The organism is Arthrobacter sp. AIWTK1 (assembly GCF_056680535.1).
The window spans coordinates 410,963-432,674 of sequence record NZ_CM155287.1 but is presented as its reverse complement, the minus strand read 5'-3'; the positions used below and the strand labels follow the sequence as shown (position 1 = coordinate 432,674).

Sequence of the window (21,712 nt, the reverse complement as noted above, 5' to 3'; positions counted from 1 at the left end):
CTTATGCACAATATTCACTTTTAGGCCAGAATTCCGACGGCGGATTCGGCCGCCGCGCGGACCTCGCCCGAGGCGACGAGCCGGTCTGCGGCCTCCAGCTCCGGGGACAGGAACCTGTCCGTTCCCGGACCGTCCACCACGTTGCGGAGCGCCGCAATGACCGCGGTTCCGGCCGGCCCCGGGGTCAGTTCTCCCCCGGACAGCTGGGTCCGCATGTCGATGGCGCGCGCTGACGTGACCAGTTCGATGGCCAGGACGCGGCGGAGGTTCTCCACGGCCTTGCGGAGCTTCCGGGCCGCGTGCCAGCCCATGGACACATGGTCCTCCTGCATCGCCGAGCTGGGGATCGAGTCCACCGACGCCGGGACGGCCAGCCGCTTGTTGTCCGAGACCAGCCCGGCCTGGGTGTACTGCGCAATCATCAGGCCGGAATCGACGCCGGGGTCTGCGGCCAGGAACGCCGGCAGCCCGTGTGAACGCGCAGGGTCCAGCATGCGGTCGGTGCGGCGTTCGGCAATGGAACTCAAATCCGCCACGGTAATGGCCAGGAAATCCAAAACGTATGCCACCGGGGCGCCATGGAAATTGCCATTGGAACTCACCCGGCCGTCCGGCAGGACCACGGGATTGTCGATGGCCGCGGCGAGTTCGCGGGAAGCGACCAGCGCAGCATGGTCCACGGTGTCGCGGACGGCTCCCGCCACCTGGGGTGCGCAGCGCAGCGAGTAAGCGTCCTGGACTTTGGTGTCGTTGATCCGGTGCGAGGCCACGATCGGGGAGTTGGACAGCACGCGGAGCATGTTGTCCGCAGAGGCAGCCTGGCCCGGGTGCGGGCGGAGGGCCGCGTGCAGCTCGGGCAGGAACACCTGGTCGGTGCCGAGCAGCGCCTCGACGCTGAGCGCCGCGGTGATGTCCGCCGTCGTGAGCAGCTGGCGGATGTCCGCGATGGCCATCAGAAGCATGCCCAGCATGCCCTCGGTCCCGTTGACCAGGGCCAGCCCTTCCTTCTCGGCGAGCGTGACGGGTTCGATTCCGTGTTCGGCGAGCAGTTCGGCAACGGGCCTTTCGCCTTTGGCCCCGTACAGCGCGCCATCAGGGCCCATCGCTTCGCCTTCGCCCATCAGCACCAGGGCGCAGTGGGACAGCGGGGCGAGGTCGCCGGAGCAGCCGAGCGAGCCGAATTCGCGGACCACCGGCGTGATGCCGGCGTTGAGGACGTCCACCATGGTCTGCAGCACTACCGGGCGGACCCCGGTGCGGCCGGAGGCGAGGGTCTTGGCGCGCAGGAACATGATGCAGCGGACCACTTCGCGTTCCACGGCCGGCCCCATGCCGGCGGCGTGGCTGCGGATCAGCGACTTCTGCAGCTGGGTGCGGAGCTCGTTGGGGATGTGCCTGTTGGCCAGCGCGCCAAAGCCGGTGGAGATGCCGTAGGCCGGGATCTCGCTGTGGGCGAGGTCATCGATGTGGGCGCGCACCTTGGCGACCGTGTCCAGGGCTTCCTGGGAGATGGTCACCCTGGCGTCGTGGCGGGCGACGGCGACGACGTCCTCGGGGGTGACGCCGCTGGAGCCGAGGGTGACGGTGAGCGGTTCGTGGGTCGTGAGAGTCACTTTGTGGTTCCTTCGTTCATGGGGATGCGGACGCCGCGTTCCTTGGCGACCTCGACGGCGCGGTCGTAGCCGGCGTCGGCGTGGCGGATGACGCCCATGCCGGGGTCGTTGGTGAGCAGGCGTTCGAGTTTTTCCGCGGCGAGGTCGGTGCCGTCGGCTACCGAGACCTGGCCGGCGTGGATGGAGCGGCCGATGCCCACGCCGCCGCCGTGGTGGATGGAGACCCAGGTGGCGCCGGAGGCGGTGTTGAGCAGGGCGTTGAGCAGCGGCCAGTCGGCGATGGCGTCGGAGCCGTCTGCCATCGCTTCGGTCTCGCGGTACGGCGAGGCGACGGAGCCGGAGTCGAGGTGGTCGCGGCCGATCACGATGGGGGCCTTGACCTTGCCTTCCTTGACGAGCTGGTTGAACAGCAGGCCGGCCTTGGCGCGTTCGCCGTAGCCCAGCCAGCAGATGCGCGCCGGCAGGCCCTCGAACTCGACGCGCTCGGCGGCGGCGTCGATCCAGCGATGCAGGTGCTTGTTTTCCGGGAACAGTTCCTTGATGGCCTCATCGGTGACCCGGATATCCTCGGGGTCGCCGGAGAGCGCCACCCAGCGGAACGGGCCGAGGCCCTCACAGAACAGCGGGCGGATGTAGGCCGGGACGAAGCCGGGGAATTCAAAGGCGCGGCTGTAGCCGCCCTTGCGGGCCTCGTCGCGGATGGAGTTGCCGTAGTCGAACACTTCGGCGCCGGCATCCTGGAACTCCACCATGGCCTGGACATGCTTGGCCATGGAGGCCTGGGCCTTCTTGGTGAAGCCTTCGGGGTCGGCAGCGGCCTCGCGGTGCCATTCCTCCACCGTGATGCCCTCGGGGAGGTAGCTCAGCGGATCGTGCGCGGAGGTCTGGTCCGTAACGATGTCCACGGTGAGCTCGCCGGCGTTGTGGCGGCGGAGGATCTCCGGGAAGACCTCGGCGGCGTTGCCGACGTAGCCGACGGACCAGCCGCGGCGCTCTTCCTTGGCCTTGAGCACTTTGGCGATGGCGGCGTCGAGGTCGGTTTCCACCTCGTCGAGGTAGCGCTTGCCGGCGCGGCGGCGCAGGCGGGTTTCGTCGACGTCGACGATCAGGCAGGCGCCGTCGTTGAGGGTGACGGCGAGCGGCTGGGCGCCGCCCATGCCGCCGCAGCCACCGGTGAGGGTCAGGGTGCCGGCGAGGGTTCCGTTTTCGTCGCCGGTGAGCTTGCGGGCGATCGCGGCGAAGGTCTCGAAGGTGCCTTGCAGGATGCCCTGGGTGCCGATGTAGATCCAGGACCCGGCGGTCATCTGGCCGTACATCATCAGGCCCTCGGCCTCGAGCCGGCGGAATTCGGGCCAGTTGGCCCAGTCGCCGACGAGGTTGGAGTTCGCCAGCAGCACCCGCGGCGCCCATTCGTTGGTGCGGAAAACGCCCACCGGCTTGCCGGACTGGACCAGCAGGGTCTCGTCCTTTTCCATGGTTTCCAGGGTGCGGGTGATCGCGTCGAACGCGGCCCAGCTGCGGACGGCGCGGCCGGTACCGCCGTAGACCACCAGGTCATCAGGACGTTCGGCCACCTCGGGGTCCAGGTTGTTCATGAGCATGCGCAGCGGGGCTTCCGTCTGCCAGCTCTTGGCGGTGAGCTCGGTGCCGCGGGCTGCTTTGACCGGGCGGGCACCGGTGGTGAAATCGGCGGGTGCCATGAGGGGCTCCTTCATTGTTTCGGGTGGTTCGGGGGAAGAGGTTCTGTATCAACTAAAGCCTGTCCGCGGGTGCGGAAACAGAGCTTTCGGAAGGGTGCTGTCCGGAATTCCAGACGCGCCCTCCAAGCCCAACTGGCTGGCAGTTAACGTCGCGAAAAGCGCGCTTAACGACGCAAATTGTCAGTTAGATGGATGGGGGGCAGGCTAGCTGGCGGGGCGGCCGTGGATGCGGACGGAGAGTTCGTCCGCCACCTTCCGGACACGCGCCGCGAGGGCCGGCCATTGGTCCGCCGGGAGCTTGTCCTCGAGGAAGGTCACGGCGACCGCCGCCGTCGGCCATCCCACGTGGTCCGTCACGGCGGCGGCAATCGAGCCGAATCCGGGGGTCACTTCACCGTGCTCGGTGGCATAGCCGCGCTGCCGGACCTGGTCCAGGTGCGAGGACAGCGCCGAATACTTCATAATGGCACCCTCCACGTCGTGCCGGGCGGTGAAGGCCGCGGCATCGGGGTACAGCGCGCGGACCTGCGACTTGGGCAGCGCGGCCAGGATGGCCCGTCCGCTGGCGGTGAGGTGGCTGGGCAGCCGGACGCCGACGTCGGTCACCAGGGACGGCCGGTTCTTGGCGCGCTCTTCCACGATGTACAGCACGTCGCGGCCGTGGAGCACCGCAAGGTGCGCGCTTTCGCCGATGACGTCCACCAGGGAGGCAAGCATCGGCCGGCCCAGTCGGGACAGCGGCTCCTGTCTCGAGTAGGCCGAGCTAAGTTCAAACGCGCTGATTCCCAGCCCGTACCGCTGCTCCTCGTGCAGGTGCATCACGAAGCCGTTGGCTTCCATCACGCCGAGCAGATGGTAGACGCTTGAGCGCGGCAGGCCCAGTGCGGTGGCAATGTTCGACGCCGCCATGGGGCCGCGCTTGGAGGCCAGCAGTTTGAGGATGCGGAGGGTGTTTTCGGCCGCCGGGACTTTCGACGTCACCTTCGCCGCCGTCTTTGATGCCGGCTTTGACGCCGCTTTTGGCGCTGCCTGCGGGGGCGACTCGTTGTCCGCCATGTGTCCTCCATCGTTCGCAGCCGGCCACCTGCAGGTGTCCGGTATCCCGTACTTAAGCGTCCTCCACTCCTGGGTGCCCGGGCATGCAATCGAACCACACGGGCGTCCGGGATACCAGACATTCCCCAAGGCAGGGGCCTCCGGGGACTTCCGCCCCTATGCCGCGCCTTCCTTCCGGTGCTTCGATAGGGGCCAGCGACAGTTGCGAGGAGGTGGCCATGCAGTGGATTGCTGGGCTATTCCTGATCGCCCACGGACTTGTCCACCTCGCCATTTGGCTCCCGAAGCCGGACTCGAAAGCACCGTTCGACGTCGGGCACTCGCCGTTCGCCGGGAACGTCAGGCGCCTTGCGGCGACCCTTGCTGTAGCCGCCGCCATTGTGCTGGCCGCGGGCGGCATGGGGCTTATCGGCGGGACGTCCTGGTGGGTGCCCGTCACTGTTTCCGGAGCAACGATCTCGGCGGCGCTGCTCTTGCTGACCTTCAACAAGTGGTGGCTCATCGGGCTCGGAATCAACGCCGCCATCATCGTGCTGGCCGTACAGCAGAATGGCTAGGAACCCAGCGGTTAGGAAGCCACCCATGACCAAACCACTCGCGGGAAAAATAGCTCTGGTGGCGGGGGGCCACGCGCGGCAGGACGGCTGGCGATACCTCGTGGAAGTCCAGGAGGCAGGGCTCCCGGCGGATGCCAGAGGCTACCGTTGACGCTACAAGGCTAGACCTGAGAATGCGCTGCGCACCTTCCTAGGCGGCCGCGTGCGCCTCGGAGGTGAGGAACAGGGCCCAGTCCTGGAATGGGTCCTCGGCCAGCGGATGGTCTGTTGGTTCGAGTTTGGACCACAGGTCTTCGGGCAGCGGGTCTTCGGGCAGCGGCTCCCCGGGTACCACCCATTCGCGGTCCCAATCTGCGTCAAGATGTGCGGGCAGGGCGGAATCGCGACAGTTTTCGAACTGTCCAGGCGGCCCCGGGGCAAGGTAATCGGCCACGGCCAGGATCTCACCTGGCAACTGGGGCGGTTCCCAGTCTGGTTGTTCGCTGGCGTGGCGGCGGCCTGCGGGTGAAGTCCAGCCGGGCGGTTCGTTGGCGCTGGCGCCGGTAGGGCCATGCGGTGGCGTGTTTGAGGCGATGGTGTTTGGGGCAAGGTTGGCCGACGTTGCTGATCCCGGTGGTCCCGCCGCGGGCCCAGGCCAGGAGGTGGTCTGCTTCGTTGTCCAGGGACTGGTTGCTACAGCCGGGAAACGGGCATTTTCCGTCCCTAACCCCCGGCCATTGCCGCAGCGCTTTGGGAATCCGGTAACTGGTCTGGCCGATCTCCAACGGCGCAGCATCCCGAGGGTCGGTCAACACCCTCAGAAACGACGATGCCCCATCAGCCACCGGGGCCGCAACTGTCCGTTCGCACAGAGCATCGGGGCCGCAACTGTCCGTTCGCGCCTGGCAACGGGGCCGCAACTGTCCGTTCGCGCCTGGAGGGAAAGCGGACGAGCAACGGACAGTCTGAAATGAAAGACACCAAACCCCCGTGAGGCTCATCACGTAGGCCGCGAAAATGGTCTGCTGGATAGCGATCCCCCTCCCAAAGACGAGAAGGTATTCGCATGCAACAAGCCCCACCAGCAGCCAAGACAACAGGACAAGCGGCGCCCGAAAACACCGCCACGGCATCAGGAGCCGCCGGAAGCAGTGTCCGCGCCGCCGTCGACACCGTCCTGAACCGCGGGCTCAACGTCCGCCACATCCGCTTCATGGCCTTGGGGTCGGCCATTGGGACAGGCCTGTTCTACGGCTCTGCCTCCGCCATCCAGAAAGCCGGTCCGGCGGTCCTCCTGGCCTACATGATCGGCGGCGCCGCCGTGTTCATGGTGATGCGTGCGCTGGGCGAAATGGCCGTGCGGCACCCCGTTTCCGGATCCTTCGGCCAGTACGCCAGCCGCTACCTCGGCCCGCTGGCCGGTTTCGTGACCGGCTGGACGTACGTCTTCGAGATGGCGATCGTGGCCATCGCGGACGTCACGGCCTTCAGTATCTATATGGGGTTCTGGTTCCCGGAAGTAGAGCGGTGGATCTGGGTCCTGGCCGTCATCTTCTTCCTGGCGGCCCTGAACCTGCTCAGCGTCAAGGTATTCGGAGAGCTGGAGTTCTGGTTCTCGCTGATCAAAGTCGTGGCCATCGTCGCCATGATCGCCGGCGGTGCCGCGATCATCATCTTCGGTTTCCAGGCCGGCGGGGCAACCGTCGCTCCGGGGATCGGCAACCTCGTGGAGCACGGAGGCCTGTTCCCCAACGGCTTCGAAGGGCTCCTGGCCTCGTTCGCCGTCGTGATGTTCGCCTTCGGCGGGATCGAAACCATCGGCGTCACGGCCGGTGAAGCGGCCGACCCCAAGAAGGTCATCCCCAAGGCCGTCAACACCGTGCCCGTGCGTGTGCTGCTGTTCTACGTGCTGACCCTGGCCGTACTCATGAGCCTGTTCCCATGGAACGAAGTGGGCACCAACGGCAGCCCGTTCGTCCAGATCTTCAGCGGCCTCGGCATTCCCGCCGCCCCGCACATCCTGAACGCCGTGGTGATTACCGCAGCCCTGTCAGCCATCAACAGCGACATTTTCGGCGCCGGCCGCATCCTCTTCGGATTGGCCCGGCAGGGCCACGCACCCGCCAGCTTCGGCAAGGTTTCCCGCAACGGGGTGCCGTGGATGACCGTGGTGATGATGACCGTGGTCCTGCTGGTGGGAGTGGTGCTCAACGCCGTGATCCCTGAGGATGTGTTCCTGCTCATCGCCTCAATCGCTACCTTCGCCACTGTCTGGGTGTGGGTCATGATCCTGGCGTCCCGTGTGGCCATGAAACGGGAGATCGCCCGCAAGCGGCTGCCGGCGTCGGAATTTCCCTCCCCCTGGTGGCCTGCAGCTTCTATCCTGACCATCGCGTTCATGGCCCTGGTGATCGTGATCCTGGGGGCGTTCGAGGATACCCGGGTTGCCCTTTACGTGGGTGCCGTGTGGTTGGGCCTGCTGGTGCTTGCCTACCGCATGTGGGTCCGGGGCCATGGCCGAATCCGCGCCGAACTGGTGGATGAGACGGCCTCAGCACCCGCTGAGCCGGGCAAGTAGTCCGGAAAAAATTCCGAGTGTTGGACGGTACAGAAGGGGTAGGAGTTACGCATGCGACGCGTGGGGTTTGGCTCATAGGTTAGACACCAGGCGCAGACCGGACATTTGAACTCTTTGCTGCAGCTTCGGGACCGCCTGCACGTCCTGCTGGTCCGGGCACTGCAAAGGAGTGGTTTTGATGAAGGATCTTCCAGCTTCCCCGTCTGTCCTCCCCCGGGACAGGGGCCGATTGGCCTCCTGGCTCAGCGATGCAGCCGAGAAGGTGCGTACGGCTGCCGTGCCCTACAAGGTGGGGGACGTGGTCCTCGGCGACGACCCCTTCAACGGCCGCAGGCTCGGCGTGGTGGCGGTGATCCGCGGCTCATCGCTGGGCCTGCGGACGGCCGCAGACGCCCACCCCGACCTGGTGCCCGAAGTGCTCTACTACGACTACCGCCAGGTGCGGATGCCGGACTAGCGGCCGTCTGCGGGATGGGACTGCAGGAGGACGGCCGCGTTCAGGCCTTCTGCGGAAACACCCCCGCGGCGGACAGCCCGGAGCGTGGGGCAGTTGCCACTTTGTCGCAGATCCAGCGGCCAAGTTCCGTTGCCCGCAACGGATCAATTGAGGTCCAGAAGCCCGCGCGTTCCAGCATCCATGCCAGGTCTTCGGTGGAAATGTTGCCTGCGGCGCCCGGCGCGAAGGGACAGCCGCCCAGGCCCCCTACCGCGCTGTCGAATACTCCGACGCCTGCGGCCATGGCGGCGTACGTGTTGGCCAGCGCTGTGTGGCGCGTTTCGTGAAAATGCGCCCGCAGCTGCACATCGGTCTCCGAGCGCAGCCCGGCGAACACGTCGCCGACCTGCCACGGGACGGCGCAGCCGATCGTGTCCGCGAGGGCGACCTCGGCCAGCGTCCCACGCTGCAGGGCACTGCGGACGACGGCGAGAGTCTGTTCCTTGGGCACGTCACCCTGATAGGGACAGCCAAATGCGACGGCCGCCGTCACCGTGAGCAGAATCGACGCCGCTGCGGCAATGGCGGACACCTCTTCCAGGGCGTCGAGGGCGGCGGCGACGGTGGTGTTCTGGTTGGCAGCAGCAAAGGCGTCAGTCACTGGCAGCACATAGTTCATCTCGTCCACGCCGGCGTCAACTGCGCGGAGCGCGCCGCGGGTATTCAGGACCAGCCCGATGAAGCTGGCGCCTGTGTCCCTGGGCACCCCGGCCATGACCGCATCCGCGTCCGCCATCTGCGGGACTTTCCTGGGGTTCACAAAACTGACGGCCTCAATCCTGCGCGCGCCCAGGGAAATGAGCTCGTGGATGAGGCGCAACTTGTCATCGGTGCTGACGGGCACCTTCTCATTCTGGAGTCCGTCCCGGGGACTGACATCCACGATGGAAACCGACCGTGAAGCCTGCATGTCATTCATCAGATGGCACCTTCCGCCCGAGCGTCCTGCAGGTCCTTGTCGGAGAGCCCCAGCAGGCCCTCGTAAATGTCGCGGTTGTGGAAGCCCGGCGTCAGGGGACCGCTCCAGCCGATCTCCCCAGCGCTGCGCGTCAGCTTCGGAATGATCCCGGGTTGCACAACGGTACCCAGCTGCTCGTCCGGGACGTCCACCAACATTCCCCTGGCGCGCAGCTGTGGATCCGCGAAAATGTCCTCGATGCTGCTGACCGGGCTGTTGGGCACGGAGTGCCGGTCCAACAACGAGGTGAGCTCGTCATGGTTGTAGCCAGCGGCCCATTCGGCAATGAGGGACTCCAGCTCTTCCTGGTGCATGCCCCGCGCCGCATGGTTGCTGTAGCGCGCGTCCGACGCCAGCTCGGAGCGTCCCATGGCGGCAGCCAACCGCACGAACACCGAGTCCTGGTTCGCGGCGATCACCACCCACTTTCCGTCGGCGGAACGGAAGATGTTGGACGGCGCGATCCCTTTCAGTCCTGAGCCGCTGGGGCCGGGAACAACGCCGGTTGCCGCGTAATCCGGCACTGCGCTTTCCAGGAGCGAAAAGCATGCTTCCACGAGGGACACGTCCACTACCTGCCCTGTTCCTCCCCGGGCATCCCTCCAGTACAGGGCCAGCAAAATTCCCTGCAGGGCATAGAGCGACGCCAAGCTGTCCCCCAGCGAGATGCCGGTGCGCGGCGGGGCCTGGTCAGGATATCCGTTGAGGTATCGCAAACCTCCCCGCGCCTCGGCAACGGAGGCGTAGCCCGGCTTGTGCGCGTCGGGCCCTGTCTGGCCGTAGCCGGACACCCTGGCAATGATAAGACCGGGGTTCACCCGCCAGACCTCCTCGGGGGAAAGCCCCAATTTTTCGAGCGTACCGGGGCGGAAGTTCTCCAGGATGACGTCCGCCTCCTCGCACAGCTCAAGGAACAGCTCGCGTCCGCGCGGGGACTTCAGGTCCAGCGTCACGCACTTCTTGCCGCGGGACTGCACGGACCACCACAGCGTGTGGCCGTCCACGCGCGCCCGGCCCCATTCCCGCATTGGATCCGGACGGTCCGGTGATTCGATTTTGATGACTTCCGCACCGAAGTCGGCAAGCTGCCGCCCCGCGAACGGACCAGCAATGAGGGATCCCAGCTCCAGGACCCGCACGCCGGCCAGGGGCATCGCCTGCTGCGGGACATCGGGCACGGACACAGCGCTTGACGTGTCGTCGTGCGTGGGCGTCTCGGAAACCTTCACCATCTTTGGACTCCTGTTCTGCGGGCGCCGGTGGTCTGCGGTCACCGGAAAATCCACGGCAACCGTCACGGATTCGGTTAGCGGGAAGCCTAGTGAGATGTTTTTCCTGGGCGCCAGACTATTTCATATTGTGGACCTAAATCCACGATGTGGGTAGCCCCTCTTGCGGGATCGCTCCTCCGATGACCCTCGTGGCCTCTTCCGCCGCCGCGAGGACGGGCTCAAGCCACGAGGCGCACACGTCGTAGGGCATCCTCATGGCCGGGCCCATCACGGTCAGCGCGCCGTACAGTTCCGCCTGCGGACCGAAGATCGGAGCCGAGATTCCGCTCGCACCCGAGACCCGCTCACCCGTGGTGATGGCGAATCCGTCAGCCCGGGTCTTGGCGACGGCGGCCTCCAGGCTCGTAGCATCCGTGATCGTCTGGTCCGTCAGCGAATGCAGTCCGGATCGGTATACCTGCTCGGCAACGTCCGGGTTCCAGGCCAGCAGGACGCGGCCCGCGGCACCCACGTGGAGCGGCATGATCTCGCCCACCTGCACTACCCGCCTGAGCATCCGCCGGGTCTCGGCGAGCGCAATGCACACCCGCTTTCCCTGGGATTCCCGGAAGATGCAGGCCGTTTCACCGAGTTCATCCCGCAGCCTTCGCAGAACGGGCGTCAATAATTCCAGAAAGTCCAGGCCCTGGGTGGCCGGCGCAGCCCAGTGGGCCATCCGAACCCCGACGCGGAACCGGTCTCCGCTCCGGTCCAGGATCCCCTCCTGGACCATGTTCGCGACCAGACGCTGGACGGTGGAGTGGGGCATTCCCGTGGCCGCCCGGATTCCCGCCAGGGAAAGCTCCGGCTGGGCGAGGGAAAAAGCGTCAAGGATGGCGGTGATCTTTCGGAGAACCAGCAAGGGCGTGACCGATGATTCGTTGGGGCTCATGGACAAAGTGTATGAGCCCCGCCCACAAGCTGAGCCTGGTTGACGGCCCTCGGGAAAGTTTCACCGGGATCGTTGAGTGTGATGCAGGTTACTGCTAGCATCGGGTCCACATCCTGATGGTGAACCCACGATGTGGAAAAGGTGCCCAACTCGCCAAAGCCGACGAAGCGGGCACGTGGACGACGCAACACGTTCGTCCGCACAGAATCAGCAGCGACAACAAATCGGCCAGCGCGGGCCGGGAAGAGTGCAATGATGCCAGCTGCACAGGCAGACAAGTCCAAGTACGCGGTGGAGCTCGCCGGGTGCACCAGGCAGTTCCCCACGCCCGGGGGTGAGACCTACTTTGCCGTCCGGGACATCAACCTCAAAGTCGAGCCCGGCAGGTTTGTCTCGATCGTGGGTCCCACCGGTTCCGGCAAGTCCACCATCCTCAACATGGCGGCAGGGCTCTTGAACCCAAGCGCTGGCGAAGTGATGAGCTTCGGGGAACCCGTAAACGGCGTCAACCGACGCGCTTCCTACATGTTCCAGCAGGACCCCCTCCTGCCGTGGAAGACGGTGATTGACAACGTGAGCCTCGGCCTGACGATGGCCGGGGTATCGAAGTCAGAAGCCCATGCGGAGGCACGGCGCTGGCTGGAGAAAGTCGGACTCAAGAACTTCGCTGACCGCTACCCCCACCAGCTCAGCGGCGGCATGCGTAAACGCACCGCCATCGCCCAGGCCTGGATCGTCAACCCGGACGTCCTGCTCATGGACGAGCCGTTTTCAGCACTCGATGTGCAGACCCGGCAAATCATGGAGAACGAACTGCTTCAGCTGTGGCAGGAATCGGGCAAGGCGGTGGTCTTCATCACCCATGACCTGGATGAAGCCATCGCGCTTTCCGACGAAGTGGTGATCCTGGGCGCCGGACCCGGGAGCACGGTGGTCGGAAGCTACGAAATCGATATTCCACGTCCGCGCGACCTGCTCGATATCCGCGATGACCCCCAGTTCGTGGCGTTGCACCGTGAGATCTGGGGCAGGTTGAAGATCGAAGTTTCGAAGACCTACGAAACGGCAATGGCGGAGGAAGGCGACGTCGCATGACTATCGTTGGATCAAAGAAAAACGGACTTTCGGCAGCACTGGAGCCGGGCACACGCCGCCGGACGGCCCGGACTGAGATGTCCCCGCTGGCGATGCGAAGCACCCAGCTCCTCCTGACGCTCGCTGTCCTCGGCGCGTGGGAGCTTTCCGTGCGGACCGGAGTGGTGGACGAGTTCTTCTTTCCGCTTCCCTCGGATATCTTCCAGACCGTCTGGGTCTGGGTGTCGTCCGGATTCGTCTTCCCCCACCTGTGGGTCACCATGCAGGAGGCCATACTCGCCTTCATCGTGGGGGCTGCCGCAGGGCTCCTCCTCGGCTTCGTCCTGGCCCGCGTGCGCTTTCTTGAGCGGCTTCTGGACCCGTTCCTGCAAATGTTCAACGCGCTCCCCCGCGTGGTCCTGGCCCCGATCTTCCTGCTCTGGTTCGGTCTGGGAATCTGGTCAAAGGTGGCCTTCGGATTCACCCTGGTTTTCTTCATTGTCTTTTTCAACACCCTTGAGGGTGTGAAGAGCGTTGACCGCGTTCTCGTTGACAATGCCCGGATGCTGGGGGCGTCCGAGAAGCAACTGCTTCGCCACGTCTTCATTCCCAGTGCCCTCACCTGGATTTTCTCCAGCCTGCACATCAGCGTGGGCTTCGCCATCACCGGTGCGGTGGTTGGTGAATACCTCGGCGCTTCCGCCGGCGTGGGGTACGCGATCGCCCAGGCGCAGGGCGTCTTCGACACCAAGGGCGTCTTCGCCGGGATGTTCATCCTGATGATCGTGGTCCTCATCATCGACCTGCTCGTCAATCGCTTGGAGCGGCATCTGCTCCGTTGGCGCCCTGTTCAGTCGTCCTAGGCGCTCGCAACACACCACTATCACTGTCACGAAGGGACACTCGATGATTCGAAACGAAAACCGGCAAAGGCGCCGGAGCATCATCCGGCCATTGGCCATCGTTGCAGCCGCAACCCTGGCCCTCTCAGCCTGCGGCACGCCGTCCGCTGCACCCCCGGGACAGACTGGAACGGGAGGCGCAGCCAACGGCGCGGCCGGAGGCACCAAGGTGATTGTCGGCGTCGGAGGCCAGACGCTCCTGACGTACCTTCCGACGACCCTCGCGCAGGAGCTTGGCTACTACCAGGAAGAGGGCGTGAACGTAGAGCTTCAGGACTTGCAGGGCGGGTCGAAGGCATTGACTGCCATGATCGGCGGCAGCACCCAGGTGACCAGCGGGTACTACGAGCACACCATCCAGATGCAGGCGAAAAACCAGAAGGTCAAGGCCTTCGTGGACATGGGCAGGTCCTCCGGCCTGGCCTTGTTGGTGGCGCCGAAGAACGAAGGCAAGATCAAGACCATTGCCGACCTCAAGGGCAAGAACGTGGGCGTCACGGCACCCGGGTCCTCCACGGACATGTTCATCAAGTTCCTGCTCGCCAAGAACGGCATGCAGCAGACGGACGCCTCCGTGTCCGCCATCGGCGCCGGATCGTCCGCCGTTGCGGCGATGGAGCAGGGGCAGGTCGATGCCGCGGTGATGCTCGAACCCGACGTCTCGGTGCTCACCAAGCGGATCGGACATGACCCCGTATTGCTGGAAGACGTCCGGACCGCCGAAGGGCTGAAGGAAGTGTTCGACGCCGACGCGTGGCCGTCAGCGAGCCTCTATGCCAAAGCCGACTGGCTGGACCAGAACAAGGAGACGGCCGGCAAACTTGCCAAGGCGATTAAGCGCACCCTTGAATTCATCGACGGACATTCGGGCGAAGAGATCGCTGCGAAAATGCCGGAGAAGTTCGCGGGCGGGGACAAAGCCTTGTACGCGAAGGTGATCGAGGATCTGAAGAAAACCCTCAGCAAGGACGGCGCCTTCACCGAGGACGGCGTCCAGGCGGTGCTGAAAACCCAGCGCGTGGCCAACCCTGAGGTTGGCGACAAGGACATCCAGCTCGCAGACACCTACACGAACGAGTTCTTGAAGTAGAACCGGCAACGGGGCCGGTCATCCGTAGCGGATGGCCGGCCCCGTTTTTGTGGGTATCGCGTCTCTTATGCGGATCCCGTCAGCGCCAGGCTGGGAGGGCGTCAGGCGTCCGGTTCGTCCCGCCGTCGAAAATGGCCCGGCCATTCGGACCTGCGGATACGTCCGAGTTCCTCAACCGGACCCAGGTGCCCCCATTCATCCCGGCCGAGCCGCGCCAGCGGTTCCAGAAGGTCGATCCGGGGGTGGCTGCCCTCCAATACGTCCGTGGAAATGGCGGCATGGGTGACCTCCCCGAAGACCAGGACGCAGTCTCCCATTTCCAGGGTGGAATGCAGCCGGCACTCCAGGGCCACCGGGGACTCCGCCACCCGCGGAACACCCACGGTGAGGCCCTGTTCGCGGGTCAGGCCGGCGGCATCGAACTCACTCACGTCGGGCGGGAAGTTGGTGCCCGTCGCATTGACCTCGGCCATGAGGTCGGCCGGTGCAAGGTTGACCACGAACTCGCCCCGGTCAAGGATGTTCCGCAACGAGTCCTTCCTCCCCACCGACGTGAACTGCACGATGGGCGGCGTCACGGACGCAACAGTGAAAAAGGAGTGCGGGGCGAGGTTGTCCACACCGTCGGCTGACCTGCTGGACACCCAGGCAATGGGGCGGGGAACAACCACGGCCGTCAGCAGCCGGTAGAAGTCCCCGGCGGGCAAATCATCGGGACTAAAATCCTTGCGCATGGTCCCAGCCTATCGGCGCCGGCACCGGCAATGCCGCCGGCGCCGAGCGCTGCCTCCCCACCTACCTTCCTGGACCCGGGCCTACCGCGCCGACCAGCCGCCATCCATGGTGTAGCTGGCGCCGGTGACCATGCCGGCGTCGTTCGAGGCGAGCCAGGCGACCAGCGAGGCGACTTCCTCCGGCTCCACCAGCCGCTTGATGGCGGACTCGGTGAGCATGATCTTGGCGAGCACCTCTTCCTCGGGGATGCCGTGGACCTTGGCCTGGTCGGCGATCTGCGACTCCACCAGGGGCGTGCGCACGTACCCGGGGTTGATGCAGTTGGACGTGACCCCGTGGGCCCCGCCCTCAAGCGCCGTGACCTTGCTGAGCCCTTCCAGGCCGTGCTTGGCGGAAACGTAGGCGCTCTTGAACGGTGAGGCCCGGATCCCGTGAACCGACGAGAGGTTGATGATCCGGCCGAAGTTGTTCGCATACATGTGTGGCAACGCCGCCCGGATCAGCAGGAACGGCGCCTCCAGCATGAGGGTGATGAGCCGGCGGAAATCGGCCGGCTCGAAGTCCTCGATGGGGCTGATGCGCTGGATTCCGGCGTTGTTGACCAGGATGTCGCAGTCCAGGCTGGCCGTTGCCAGTGCATCCACGTCCAGCAGGTCCACCGCCCAGACAGTACCGCCCACTTCGCCGGCGAGCGCTGCCGCGGCGGCCTCGTCGACGTCGGCGATCACCACTTTGGCGCCGCGTGCGGCGAGGGCCCGCACACTGGCTGCGCCGATGCCGCCGGCTCCTCCGGTGACCAGTGCCTTGCGGCCGTTCAGCGTGTTTTCCATAACCAGCCTTCCTGTTCGAATGTTTCAACGAGCCGGCCGGCTCCAGCAAGGCTGGAGCCGGCCAAAATCCAGCAGCTCAGCGTGTGGCTGCCACCGCCAGGCCTTCGCGCTCGGCGTCGGCCCTGTCCACGTCCTCGAGGGCAATGCCCTTGGTTTCCTTGAGGCTCAACACTGCCACCGTGGTGACGGCGCACGCCACCACCAGGTAGATGGCGGTGGGGACCCACGATCCGGTGTCCTTGAGCCACTGCGTGGCCAGGAGCGGCGCCAGCGAACCGGCGAAGATCGAGGTGACCTGCGAGCCCAGCGATACACCTGCGTAGCGCATCCTGGTGGGGAACAGCTCCGCCATGAGGGCGGGCTGGCCCGCGTACATAAACGCGTGCAGGCACAGGCCGATAGTCACTGCCAGGACGATGACCACGGCGTTCTTGGTGTCGAACATGGGGAAGGCGAAGAACGGCCAGGTGGCACCGGTGATGGCGCCGACCAGGTACACGGGCTTCCGGCCCCAGCTGTCCACGAGCCGTCCCACCTGGGGGATGACCAGGAAGTGGATGAGGTGGGCGATCAGCAGCGCCAGCAGGAGCGAGGACGTGTCGTACTTGTGCACGCTCTTGAGGTACACGATCGCGAAGCTGACCACGAGGTAGTACATGATGTTTTCCGCGAACCGGAGGCCCATGGCCTGCAGGATGCCTTTGGGGTACTTGCGGATGACTTCGCCGACGCCGTAGCTGACGGCCTGCTCCTGCTCCAGTTGGGCTTTCGCTTCCAGGAAGATCGGTGACTCGGAAACGTTGGTGCGGATGTAGTAGCCGACGAACACGATCACGGCGGAGAGCCAGAACGCCACGCGCCAGCCCCAGCCGAGGAAGTCCGCGCTGCTGAGGACGTTGGACATGATGAACAGGACCAGGGTGGCCAGCAGGTTGCCTACCGGAACAGCGGACTGGGGCCAGCTGGACCAGAATCCGCGGGACTTGTTGGGGCTGTGCTCGGCGACGAGCAGCACGGCGCCGCCCCATTCGCCGCCCAGCGCGAAGCCCTGGATGAAGCGCAGGAACACCAGGAGTGCCGGTGCCAGGTAGCCGATCTCGGCGAAGCCGGGGAGGCAGCCCATCAGGAAGGTGGACACACCGATGATCACGATAGTGAGCTGAAGGGTGGGCTTGCGGCCCAGCTTGTCGCCGATCTGGCCGAAGACGATGCCGCCGAGCGGGCGCGCCACGAAGCCGACCGCGTAGGTGATGAAGGCCTGGATGATGCCGTCCAGCTCATTGCCGGTGGCGGGGAAGAAGTACTTTCCGAACACCAGGGTTGCTGCGGTGGCGTAGAGGAAGAATTCATACCATTCCACTACGGTGCCAACCATGGAGGCTGCGACGATCTTCTTGAGGCCGGCGCCCTTTGGGGCGGAAGCGGCCGGTGCTGCAGAGCGTTGTTCTACGCTCATATTTGTTTCTCCTTTAGTGTCCACGTCGACACGCGCTGTGATCCACAGCACTGAATGGGCTCAGATGAGTATTGCCGCAGAAACTCGGCGGTTCAATGGCCAAACCGGCACTCCTTGTGTGCAGAATTGCAGATATGGAAGCCAATCCTGATGACCTTCTGGTCCTGCTGGCCGTCTCGCGGTCAGCAAAATTCACGACGGCGGCACAGGCGCTGGGACTGAACCACACCACTGTTTCCCGCCGGATAGCGGCCCTGGAGAAAACGCTCGGCGGCCGTGTCCTCTCCCGTGCGGCCGGCGCCTGGGAAATGACGGAACTCGGCGCCGCGGCGGTGCTGGTGGCCGAGCAGGTGGAAAAGGCCGTGCGCAGCCTGGGCCGGCCCGGCCAGGCACCGGACCCCATCACGGGCGTTGTGCGCATGACAGCCACCGACGGCTTCAGCGCCTACATCGCCGCACCTGCAGTGGCGAAGCTGCGGCGGAAGCATCCGGGACTCAGCGTGGAGATCGTCACCGTGACCCGGCGGGCCCTGCAGCAGCGCTCCGGGCTGGACATCGAGGTGGTGGTGGGCGAGCCCCAGGTGCACCGCGCCGAAGCCTTCAAACTGGGCGAATACGTGCTGGGCATGTATGCCTCGAAGGCCTACCTGGCCGAAAACGGGACGCCGGCAACGGTGGAGGAACTGACGGAACACCCGCTGGTCTATTTCGTGGACTCCATGCTTCAGGTGGACGACCTCGATGCGCCGCGCAGGCTGGTCCCGGCCATGAAGGACGGCCTGAGCTCCACCAATGTGTTTGTCCATGTGGAGGCGACCCGGGCCGGCGCGGGCATTGGCTTCCTGCCGTGTTTCATGGGTGACCTGCACGACGACCTGGTCCGGCTGCTTCCGGACGCCTTCTCCGAGCGGCTCCCCTACTGGATGGTGCTTCGTCCCGACTCCATGCGGCGGCCCGCAGTTGCGGCGGTGGTGCAGGCCTTGCGGGACCAGGCGGTGGAACACCGGGAGGCCCTGCTCGGCAGGACTCCCGGCGGGGAGACTCCCCGCGGGGGTGTCCGGATGGAATGAAGGAAGCCTCCGCGCGAGTCAGGGGACTCAAGCGCGGAGGCTTCCTGCCCTCCGGTCTTGGGGGAAAGCGGAGAGCTTCCACAAACTTACAACGCGCACAGGGCCGGAAAGACAAAAATGACCGCGATAGCCGATTCTTGACGCAACTTTGCGCCTACCGCGGCTTTTGTTGCACCGGCCTTGCGCTTACGGTGCGGGCGACGGCGGTGCGGGGTCATGGCGGACGGGCGCGCCGGCGGCAAAGGCACGCACCTTGGCGTCGTCCCAGATGTGGGCCGGGACGCCGCCGCCCAGCAGCCTGCGGGCCAGCTGGGGGTCGTCGTCGAACGGCTGGTCACTGCCGGCCATCACCATGTTGCCGTACCGCCGGCCCTTGAGCATGGCGGGGTCGGCGATGATCAGGGTGTGCTCGAAAACGGCGGCGATGGTGGCGGCGTCTTCGCGGGCGTTCTTCAGGTCCGGAGCGTCGCCGGAGTTCACCACGTAGATCCCGCCCGGAGCCAGCACGCTCCTGGCGTGCCCGTTGAATTCGGCGGTGGTCAGCGGCCGGGGTGTCAGGGCGCCGGCAAACACATCGCGGATGATGACGTCGCGGGTCTGGGGCGTGAGCGACTCCGTGACCTCACGCGCCTCCCCCACCCGAAGCCTCAGCAGCGGCGCTTTGGGGAGGTCGAACCAGCCGCGGACATACTCGGCCAGTTTGCCGTCCAGCTCCACCACCACCTGGCGGGCTTCCGGGTAGGCGGCGTGGAAGTAGCGCGCCAGCGAGCACGCACCCCCGCCCAGGTGCAGGGCGCGCAGCTTGGGCCGGCCTTCCCGGGGCCACCGCGATTCCACCAGAGCGGACATCCACCGCATGTACTCGAAGTCGAGGAAAAGCGGGTCCGCCAGGTCGATGTGCGAGCTCATGACGCCGTTGATGCGCAGGAGCCAGCCGGTCGAATTGTCCTGGTCCGCAATCAGCTCACAGTCCCCGGTGTCGATGTAGTACACGCCCTCAACCGGCCCGTCAGGGCGGGTTCCTCTGGGCACTTCCACTACTCCCGGCGTCGACCGTTCAGCGTTCCTGCCGACAGACCGGCCCTTCTTTGCCATTTAGCCGGCCACCGCATTGCTCATGCTTCAACCCTAGTTGACCGGCGCCTCGCCGACTGCGGCCCCCTCACCATCGCCTGGGCCCGGTGCTGAGCCCGCGAAGCTCGCGGCGCAGCTCGCGGCGCTGATCCGAAGGGAGCGCCGCACCGGAAAATGCCTGCTCAAAAAACTAGTACACCAAGGGTGCTTACTATTTGATAGTAATCATGCTTACTATTTAGTAGCCAGTTATTGCTGGTTCTTGATCAGCAGCCGACCTTCTGGAAAGAGAGCGCGAAGATGACAGAGAACCGATGGCCACAGGACGGTAGCTACGGCACCCCTGGGGTCGCAGAGCAAACGGCCGTCCCGGCGATGCCGGAAACCGACGCCGCCTATGACACCGCCACCTATGACACCACCTACCCGGCATCGCAAGGCACGCCGTCGAAGACGGAGACGGCCAAGCAGGAGGCCGGGGACGTGGCCCACCAGGCAACGGACTCCGCCCAGCACGTGGCTGAAACCGCCAAGGCCGAGGCCGCCAACGTCGCCGGTGAGGTCAAGGCCAACGCCAAGGATCTGCTCTACCAGGCAAAGACGGACCTGACAGACCAGGCCGGCGCCCAGCAGCAGAAGGTGGCCCAGGGCCTCCATTCCATTTCCGGCGAGCTCCGCACCATGGCTGACGCCTCCGATCAGCCCGGCGTGGCCACTGACCTGATCCGCCAGGCTGCGGACCGGTCCGCGTCCGTGGCGTCGTGGCTGGAAGGCCGGGACCCCGGATCACTGCTCGACGAAGTGAAGACGTTCGCCCGGCAGCGCCCCGGAACATTCCTGATGCTGGCCGCCGGAGCGGGAATCCTCGCAGGCCGGCTGACACGCAGCCTCACTGCCGGGGCACCGGACTCCACTGATTCGCTGGGCGGCCGCACCTCACGCGCCCCCATTTCCACCGTTCCCGGCTATGTTCCCGACACGGGGACAGCGGTTCCGCCGCCGCCGGTACAGATGCCGGCCCCCGACGCCACCACTGCGGGCCTGTCCGCAGCCGGAGCGGGCGCCGGAGCCTATGCCGGCGCGGACGCCTATGGCGACGCCCAGACCGGAGCCGAAGGTTATCCGGCAGACACGTACCCGCCCAACCCGGTGGCAGACGAAGGTACGCAACAGGACCAGTGGCCCGCAGATCCGCTGGCCGCTGACCCCCTCGCCGCCGACCCCCTCGCCGCCGACGACCCGAACCGGGATGATCCCCTGCGCGGAGGGCAGCGATGAGCAGCCAATTTCCGGAAACCCCTCCTGCGGCGGCCCACGCCAAGGCGGACAACACCTCCTTGGGTGACCTCCTTGGCGACGTCACCCGGGATATCTCCACCCTGATGCGCCAGGAGGTGGAACTTGCCAAGGCCGAACTGAAGCAGTCGGCGTCCCGCGCCGGAAAAGGCGGCGGGATGCTGGCCGGGGCCGGAGTGGCGGGCCACTTCGTCCTCCTGTTCCTCTCCCTGGCACTCTGGTGGGCGCTGGGAACGGTGATGGGACTCGGCTGGTCCGCCGTCGTCCTCGCCGTTATCTGGGGCATCATCGCCGCTGTCCTGGCAGCCGTTGGCCGTAAACAGCTCAACGCGATCAAGGGCATGCCGCAGACCGCAGAAACGCTCCAGGAAATACCCCCCACCCTCAAACCCAGCCACTAGACCCAGGTACAAGAGAGCTCGAGGTACACACGATGAGTGAAAACCCGGACGCCATCCGCGCCGACATCGAAGCAACCCGCGCGCGGCTCGGCACCAATGTCGACGCCGTGGCGGACAAAGTTACCCCGTCGAACATCGTCCACCGCCAGACGGACAAGGTGAAGGACGCCGTGTTCGGAGTGAAGGAGAAGGTCATGGGAACAGCCGAGCACGCCACTGATCGGATGCATTCAGGCACCTCCGGCGCCGGAGGGCAGCTGTCCGACGCCGGCGCGGCCATCGGGGACGCCCCCCGCCAGGTCCGCGCCAAGACTCAGGGCAACCCGCTTGCGGCAGGCCTGATCGCCTTCGGCGCCGGGATGCTGTTCTCCTCGCTGATTCCGGCGAGTCAGAAGGAGCGTGAAGCTGCGGATGCGCTCAAAACCAAGGCCGAGCCGCTCACCACCGAGCTGACCGAAGCTGCCAAGGACGTCGCCGCAGGACTGAAGGCGCCCGCGCAGGATGCCATGGAAAACGTCAAGGCCACTGCGATGGAAGCAACGGACCACGTCAAGGCCGAAGGCCAGGGCGCAGTGGACGACGTGAAGTACCGCGCCGCAGACGCCAAGGACAATGTCCAACAGGTGTAGCACGACCCGAAAGACGGCCGGTTGCCCTCGCTGACGCGCTGGGCAGCCGGCCGCT

General features: G+C 65.8%; 21 protein-coding genes and 1 pseudogene. 11 read left to right on the top strand and 11 right to left on the bottom strand.

Features of this window, described 5'->3' with window-relative positions; genetic code table 11:
- Window positions 1-20: 20 nt before the first annotated feature.
- The 3 genes from hutH to AC1MDG_RS02065 form a co-directional block, all read right to left on the bottom strand.
- Window positions 21-1,613, bottom strand: a complete 1,593-nt coding sequence (hutH, locus tag AC1MDG_RS02075) for a histidine ammonia-lyase (protein WP_479807212.1) — start codon at window positions 1,611-1,613, stop codon at window positions 21-23.
- Complete coding sequence (hutU, locus tag AC1MDG_RS02070) at window positions 1,610-3,313, bottom strand: urocanate hydratase (protein WP_479807210.1); 1,704 nt, start codon at window positions 3,311-3,313, stop codon at window positions 1,610-1,612. The genes hutH and hutU overlap by 4 nt, the downstream gene beginning before the upstream one ends.
- Before the next feature lie 204 nt (window positions 3,314-3,517).
- A complete protein-coding gene (locus AC1MDG_RS02065; protein WP_479807208.1) occupies window positions 3,518-4,369 on the bottom strand; it encodes an IclR family transcriptional regulator in 852 nt (283 codons plus the stop codon).
- Window positions 4,370-4,587: 218 nt separating this feature from the next.
- On the opposite strand from AC1MDG_RS02065, the gene AC1MDG_RS02060 reads away from it, so the two are divergent.
- A complete protein-coding gene (locus tag AC1MDG_RS02060) occupies window positions 4,588-4,926 on the top strand; it encodes a hypothetical protein (protein ID WP_479807207.1) in 339 nt (112 codons plus the stop codon).
- 25 nt (window positions 4,927-4,951) lie between these two features.
- Window positions 4,952-5,077 (top strand): hypothetical protein, encoded by a 126-nt coding sequence (locus AC1MDG_RS02055; RefSeq protein ID WP_479807205.1) that lies wholly within the window; start codon window positions 4,952-4,954, stop codon window positions 5,075-5,077.
- Between the two features lie 39 nt (window positions 5,078-5,116).
- Here AC1MDG_RS02055 and AC1MDG_RS02050 read toward each other — a convergent pair.
- A pseudogene (locus AC1MDG_RS02050) lies at window positions 5,117-5,750 on the bottom strand (HNH endonuclease signature motif containing protein); the annotation flags it as partial.
- A 221-nt stretch (window positions 5,751-5,971) separates the two neighbouring features.
- Here AC1MDG_RS02050 and AC1MDG_RS02045 point away from each other — a divergent pair.
- Both AC1MDG_RS02045 and AC1MDG_RS02040 read left to right on the top strand, forming a co-directional pair.
- Window positions 5,972-7,483, top strand: a complete 1,512-nt coding sequence (locus tag AC1MDG_RS02045; RefSeq protein ID WP_479807203.1) for an amino acid permease — start codon at window positions 5,972-5,974, stop codon at window positions 7,481-7,483.
- 178 nt (window positions 7,484-7,661) lie between these two features.
- On the top strand, window positions 7,662-7,940 hold the full coding sequence (locus tag AC1MDG_RS02040; protein WP_479807201.1) for a hypothetical protein: 279 nt from the start codon (window positions 7,662-7,664) through the stop codon (window positions 7,938-7,940).
- Between the two features lie 40 nt (window positions 7,941-7,980).
- Here AC1MDG_RS02040 and AC1MDG_RS02035 read toward each other — a convergent pair whose 3' ends face one another.
- From AC1MDG_RS02035 to AC1MDG_RS02025, 3 genes are all read right to left on the bottom strand, one after another.
- Window positions 7,981-8,898: a hydroxymethylglutaryl-CoA lyase gene (locus AC1MDG_RS02035; protein ID WP_479807199.1), complete on the bottom strand. Its 918-nt coding sequence runs from the start codon at window positions 8,896-8,898 to the stop codon at window positions 7,981-7,983.
- The gene (locus tag AC1MDG_RS02030; RefSeq protein WP_479807198.1) at window positions 8,898-10,169 is read right to left on the bottom strand and encodes a CaiB/BaiF CoA transferase family protein; all 1,272 of its coding nucleotides are present in this window, start codon (window positions 10,167-10,169) and stop codon (window positions 8,898-8,900) included. Before AC1MDG_RS02030 ends, AC1MDG_RS02035 begins: the two co-directional genes overlap by 1 nt.
- A gap of 133 nt (window positions 10,170-10,302) precedes the next feature.
- Window positions 10,303-11,100 carry an IclR family transcriptional regulator gene (locus tag AC1MDG_RS02025; protein WP_043477378.1) on the bottom strand — a complete coding sequence of 266 codons (798 nt, stop codon included), beginning with the start codon at window positions 11,098-11,100 and terminating at the stop codon, window positions 10,303-10,305.
- 255 nt (window positions 11,101-11,355) lie between these two features.
- On the opposite strand from AC1MDG_RS02025, the gene AC1MDG_RS02020 reads away from it, so the two are divergent.
- The 3 genes from AC1MDG_RS02020 to AC1MDG_RS02010 all read left to right on the top strand — a co-directional run bounded on the left by AC1MDG_RS02020 (window position 11,356) and on the right by AC1MDG_RS02010 (window position 14,166).
- Window positions 11,356-12,195, top strand: a complete 840-nt coding sequence (locus tag AC1MDG_RS02020) for an ABC transporter ATP-binding protein (protein WP_144406270.1) — start codon at window positions 11,356-11,358, stop codon at window positions 12,193-12,195.
- Window positions 12,192-13,037, top strand: coding sequence for an ABC transporter permease (locus AC1MDG_RS02015; RefSeq protein ID WP_200890924.1), 846 nt, complete (start codon window positions 12,192-12,194; stop codon window positions 13,035-13,037). Before AC1MDG_RS02020 ends, AC1MDG_RS02015 begins: the two co-directional genes overlap by 4 nt.
- Before the next feature lie 91 nt (window positions 13,038-13,128).
- Window positions 13,129-14,166 (top strand): ABC transporter substrate-binding protein, encoded by a 1,038-nt coding sequence (locus AC1MDG_RS02010; RefSeq protein WP_479807196.1) that lies wholly within the window; start codon window positions 13,129-13,131, stop codon window positions 14,164-14,166.
- A 101-nt stretch (window positions 14,167-14,267) separates the two neighbouring features.
- Here the strand turns inward: AC1MDG_RS02010 and AC1MDG_RS02005 are convergent, their stop codons facing one another.
- The 3 genes from AC1MDG_RS02005 to AC1MDG_RS01995 form a co-directional block, all read right to left on the bottom strand.
- Window positions 14,268-14,900: a flavin reductase family protein gene (locus tag AC1MDG_RS02005; RefSeq protein ID WP_479807194.1), complete on the bottom strand. Its 633-nt coding sequence runs from the start codon at window positions 14,898-14,900 to the stop codon at window positions 14,268-14,270.
- A gap of 81 nt (window positions 14,901-14,981) precedes the next feature.
- Window positions 14,982-15,731: a 3-hydroxybutyrate dehydrogenase gene (locus AC1MDG_RS02000; protein WP_479807192.1), complete on the bottom strand. Its 750-nt coding sequence runs from the start codon at window positions 15,729-15,731 to the stop codon at window positions 14,982-14,984.
- A gap of 76 nt (window positions 15,732-15,807) precedes the next feature.
- Window positions 15,808-17,187: an MFS transporter gene (locus tag AC1MDG_RS01995; protein WP_479807190.1), complete on the bottom strand. Its 1,380-nt coding sequence runs from the start codon at window positions 17,185-17,187 to the stop codon at window positions 15,808-15,810.
- Window positions 17,188-17,321: 134 nt separating this feature from the next.
- Between AC1MDG_RS01995 and AC1MDG_RS01990 the strand changes: the two genes are divergently transcribed.
- A complete protein-coding gene (locus AC1MDG_RS01990) occupies window positions 17,322-18,257 on the top strand; it encodes a LysR family transcriptional regulator (protein ID WP_479807188.1) in 936 nt (311 codons plus the stop codon).
- 186 nt (window positions 18,258-18,443) lie between these two features.
- On the opposite strand, the gene AC1MDG_RS01985 is transcribed toward AC1MDG_RS01990, so the two are convergent.
- On the bottom strand, window positions 18,444-19,352 hold the full coding sequence (locus tag AC1MDG_RS01985) for a spermidine synthase (protein WP_479807186.1): 909 nt from the start codon (window positions 19,350-19,352) through the stop codon (window positions 18,444-18,446).
- Between the two features lie 279 nt (window positions 19,353-19,631).
- Here AC1MDG_RS01985 and AC1MDG_RS01980 point away from each other — a divergent pair, with 279 nt between their 5' ends.
- Genes AC1MDG_RS01980 through AC1MDG_RS01970 form a run of 3 tightly spaced genes read left to right on the top strand, consistent with a single transcriptional unit; the run spans window position 19,632 to window position 21,657 of the window.
- Complete coding sequence (locus AC1MDG_RS01980; protein WP_479807184.1) at window positions 19,632-20,609, top strand: hypothetical protein; 978 nt, start codon at window positions 19,632-19,634, stop codon at window positions 20,607-20,609.
- Window positions 20,606-21,028, top strand: coding sequence for a phage holin family protein (locus AC1MDG_RS01975; RefSeq protein WP_479807182.1), 423 nt, complete (start codon window positions 20,606-20,608; stop codon window positions 21,026-21,028). The genes AC1MDG_RS01980 and AC1MDG_RS01975 overlap by 4 nt, the downstream gene beginning before the upstream one ends.
- Before the next feature lie 32 nt (window positions 21,029-21,060).
- Window positions 21,061-21,657: a DUF3618 domain-containing protein gene (locus AC1MDG_RS01970; protein ID WP_479807180.1), complete on the top strand. Its 597-nt coding sequence runs from the start codon at window positions 21,061-21,063 to the stop codon at window positions 21,655-21,657.
- The last annotated feature ends 55 nt before the right edge of the window (window positions 21,658-21,712 follow it).

What these genes read in the sequence shown, in the direction of transcription:
- hutU (WP_479807210.1), bottom strand. Translation starts at nt 3,313, where the DNA reads ATGGCACCCGCCGATTTCACCACCGGTGCCCGCCCGGTCAAAGCAGCC.
- AC1MDG_RS02065 (WP_479807208.1), bottom strand. Translation starts at nt 4,369, where the DNA reads ATGGCGGACAACGAGTCGCCCCCGCAGGCAGCGCCAAAAGCGGCGTCA.
- AC1MDG_RS02060 (WP_479807207.1), top strand. Translation starts at nt 4,588, where the DNA reads ATGCAGTGGATTGCTGGGCTATTCCTGATCGCCCACGGACTTGTCCAC.
- AC1MDG_RS02055 (WP_479807205.1), top strand. Translation starts at nt 4,952, where the DNA reads ATGACCAAACCACTCGCGGGAAAAATAGCTCTGGTGGCGGGGGGCCAC.
- AC1MDG_RS02045 (WP_479807203.1), top strand. Translation starts at nt 5,972, where the DNA reads ATGCAACAAGCCCCACCAGCAGCCAAGACAACAGGACAAGCGGCGCCC.
- AC1MDG_RS02040 (WP_479807201.1), top strand. Translation starts at nt 7,662, where the DNA reads ATGAAGGATCTTCCAGCTTCCCCGTCTGTCCTCCCCCGGGACAGGGGC.
- AC1MDG_RS02035 (WP_479807199.1), bottom strand. Translation starts at nt 8,898, where the DNA reads ATGAATGACATGCAGGCTTCACGGTCGGTTTCCATCGTGGATGTCAGT.
- AC1MDG_RS02030 (WP_479807198.1), bottom strand. Translation starts at nt 10,169, where the DNA reads ATGGTGAAGGTTTCCGAGACGCCCACGCACGACGACACGTCAAGCGCT.
- AC1MDG_RS02025 (WP_043477378.1), bottom strand. Translation starts at nt 11,100, where the DNA reads ATGAGCCCCAACGAATCATCGGTCACGCCCTTGCTGGTTCTCCGAAAG.
- AC1MDG_RS02020 (WP_144406270.1), top strand. Translation starts at nt 11,356, where the DNA reads ATGCCAGCTGCACAGGCAGACAAGTCCAAGTACGCGGTGGAGCTCGCC.
- AC1MDG_RS02015 (WP_200890924.1), top strand. Translation starts at nt 12,192, where the DNA reads ATGACTATCGTTGGATCAAAGAAAAACGGACTTTCGGCAGCACTGGAG.
- AC1MDG_RS02005 (WP_479807194.1), bottom strand. Translation starts at nt 14,900, where the DNA reads ATGCGCAAGGATTTTAGTCCCGATGATTTGCCCGCCGGGGACTTCTAC.
- AC1MDG_RS02000 (WP_479807192.1), bottom strand. Translation starts at nt 15,731, where the DNA reads ATGGAAAACACGCTGAACGGCCGCAAGGCACTGGTCACCGGAGGAGCC.
- AC1MDG_RS01995 (WP_479807190.1), bottom strand. Translation starts at nt 17,187, where the DNA reads ATGAGCGTAGAACAACGCTCTGCAGCACCGGCCGCTTCCGCCCCAAAG.
- AC1MDG_RS01990 (WP_479807188.1), top strand. Translation starts at nt 17,322, where the DNA reads ATGGAAGCCAATCCTGATGACCTTCTGGTCCTGCTGGCCGTCTCGCGG.
- AC1MDG_RS01985 (WP_479807186.1), bottom strand. Translation starts at nt 19,352, where the DNA reads ATGGCAAAGAAGGGCCGGTCTGTCGGCAGGAACGCTGAACGGTCGACG.
- AC1MDG_RS01980 (WP_479807184.1), top strand. Translation starts at nt 19,632, where the DNA reads ATGACAGAGAACCGATGGCCACAGGACGGTAGCTACGGCACCCCTGGG.
- AC1MDG_RS01975 (WP_479807182.1), top strand. Translation starts at nt 20,606, where the DNA reads ATGAGCAGCCAATTTCCGGAAACCCCTCCTGCGGCGGCCCACGCCAAG.
- AC1MDG_RS01970 (WP_479807180.1), top strand. Translation starts at nt 21,061, where the DNA reads ATGAGTGAAAACCCGGACGCCATCCGCGCCGACATCGAAGCAACCCGC.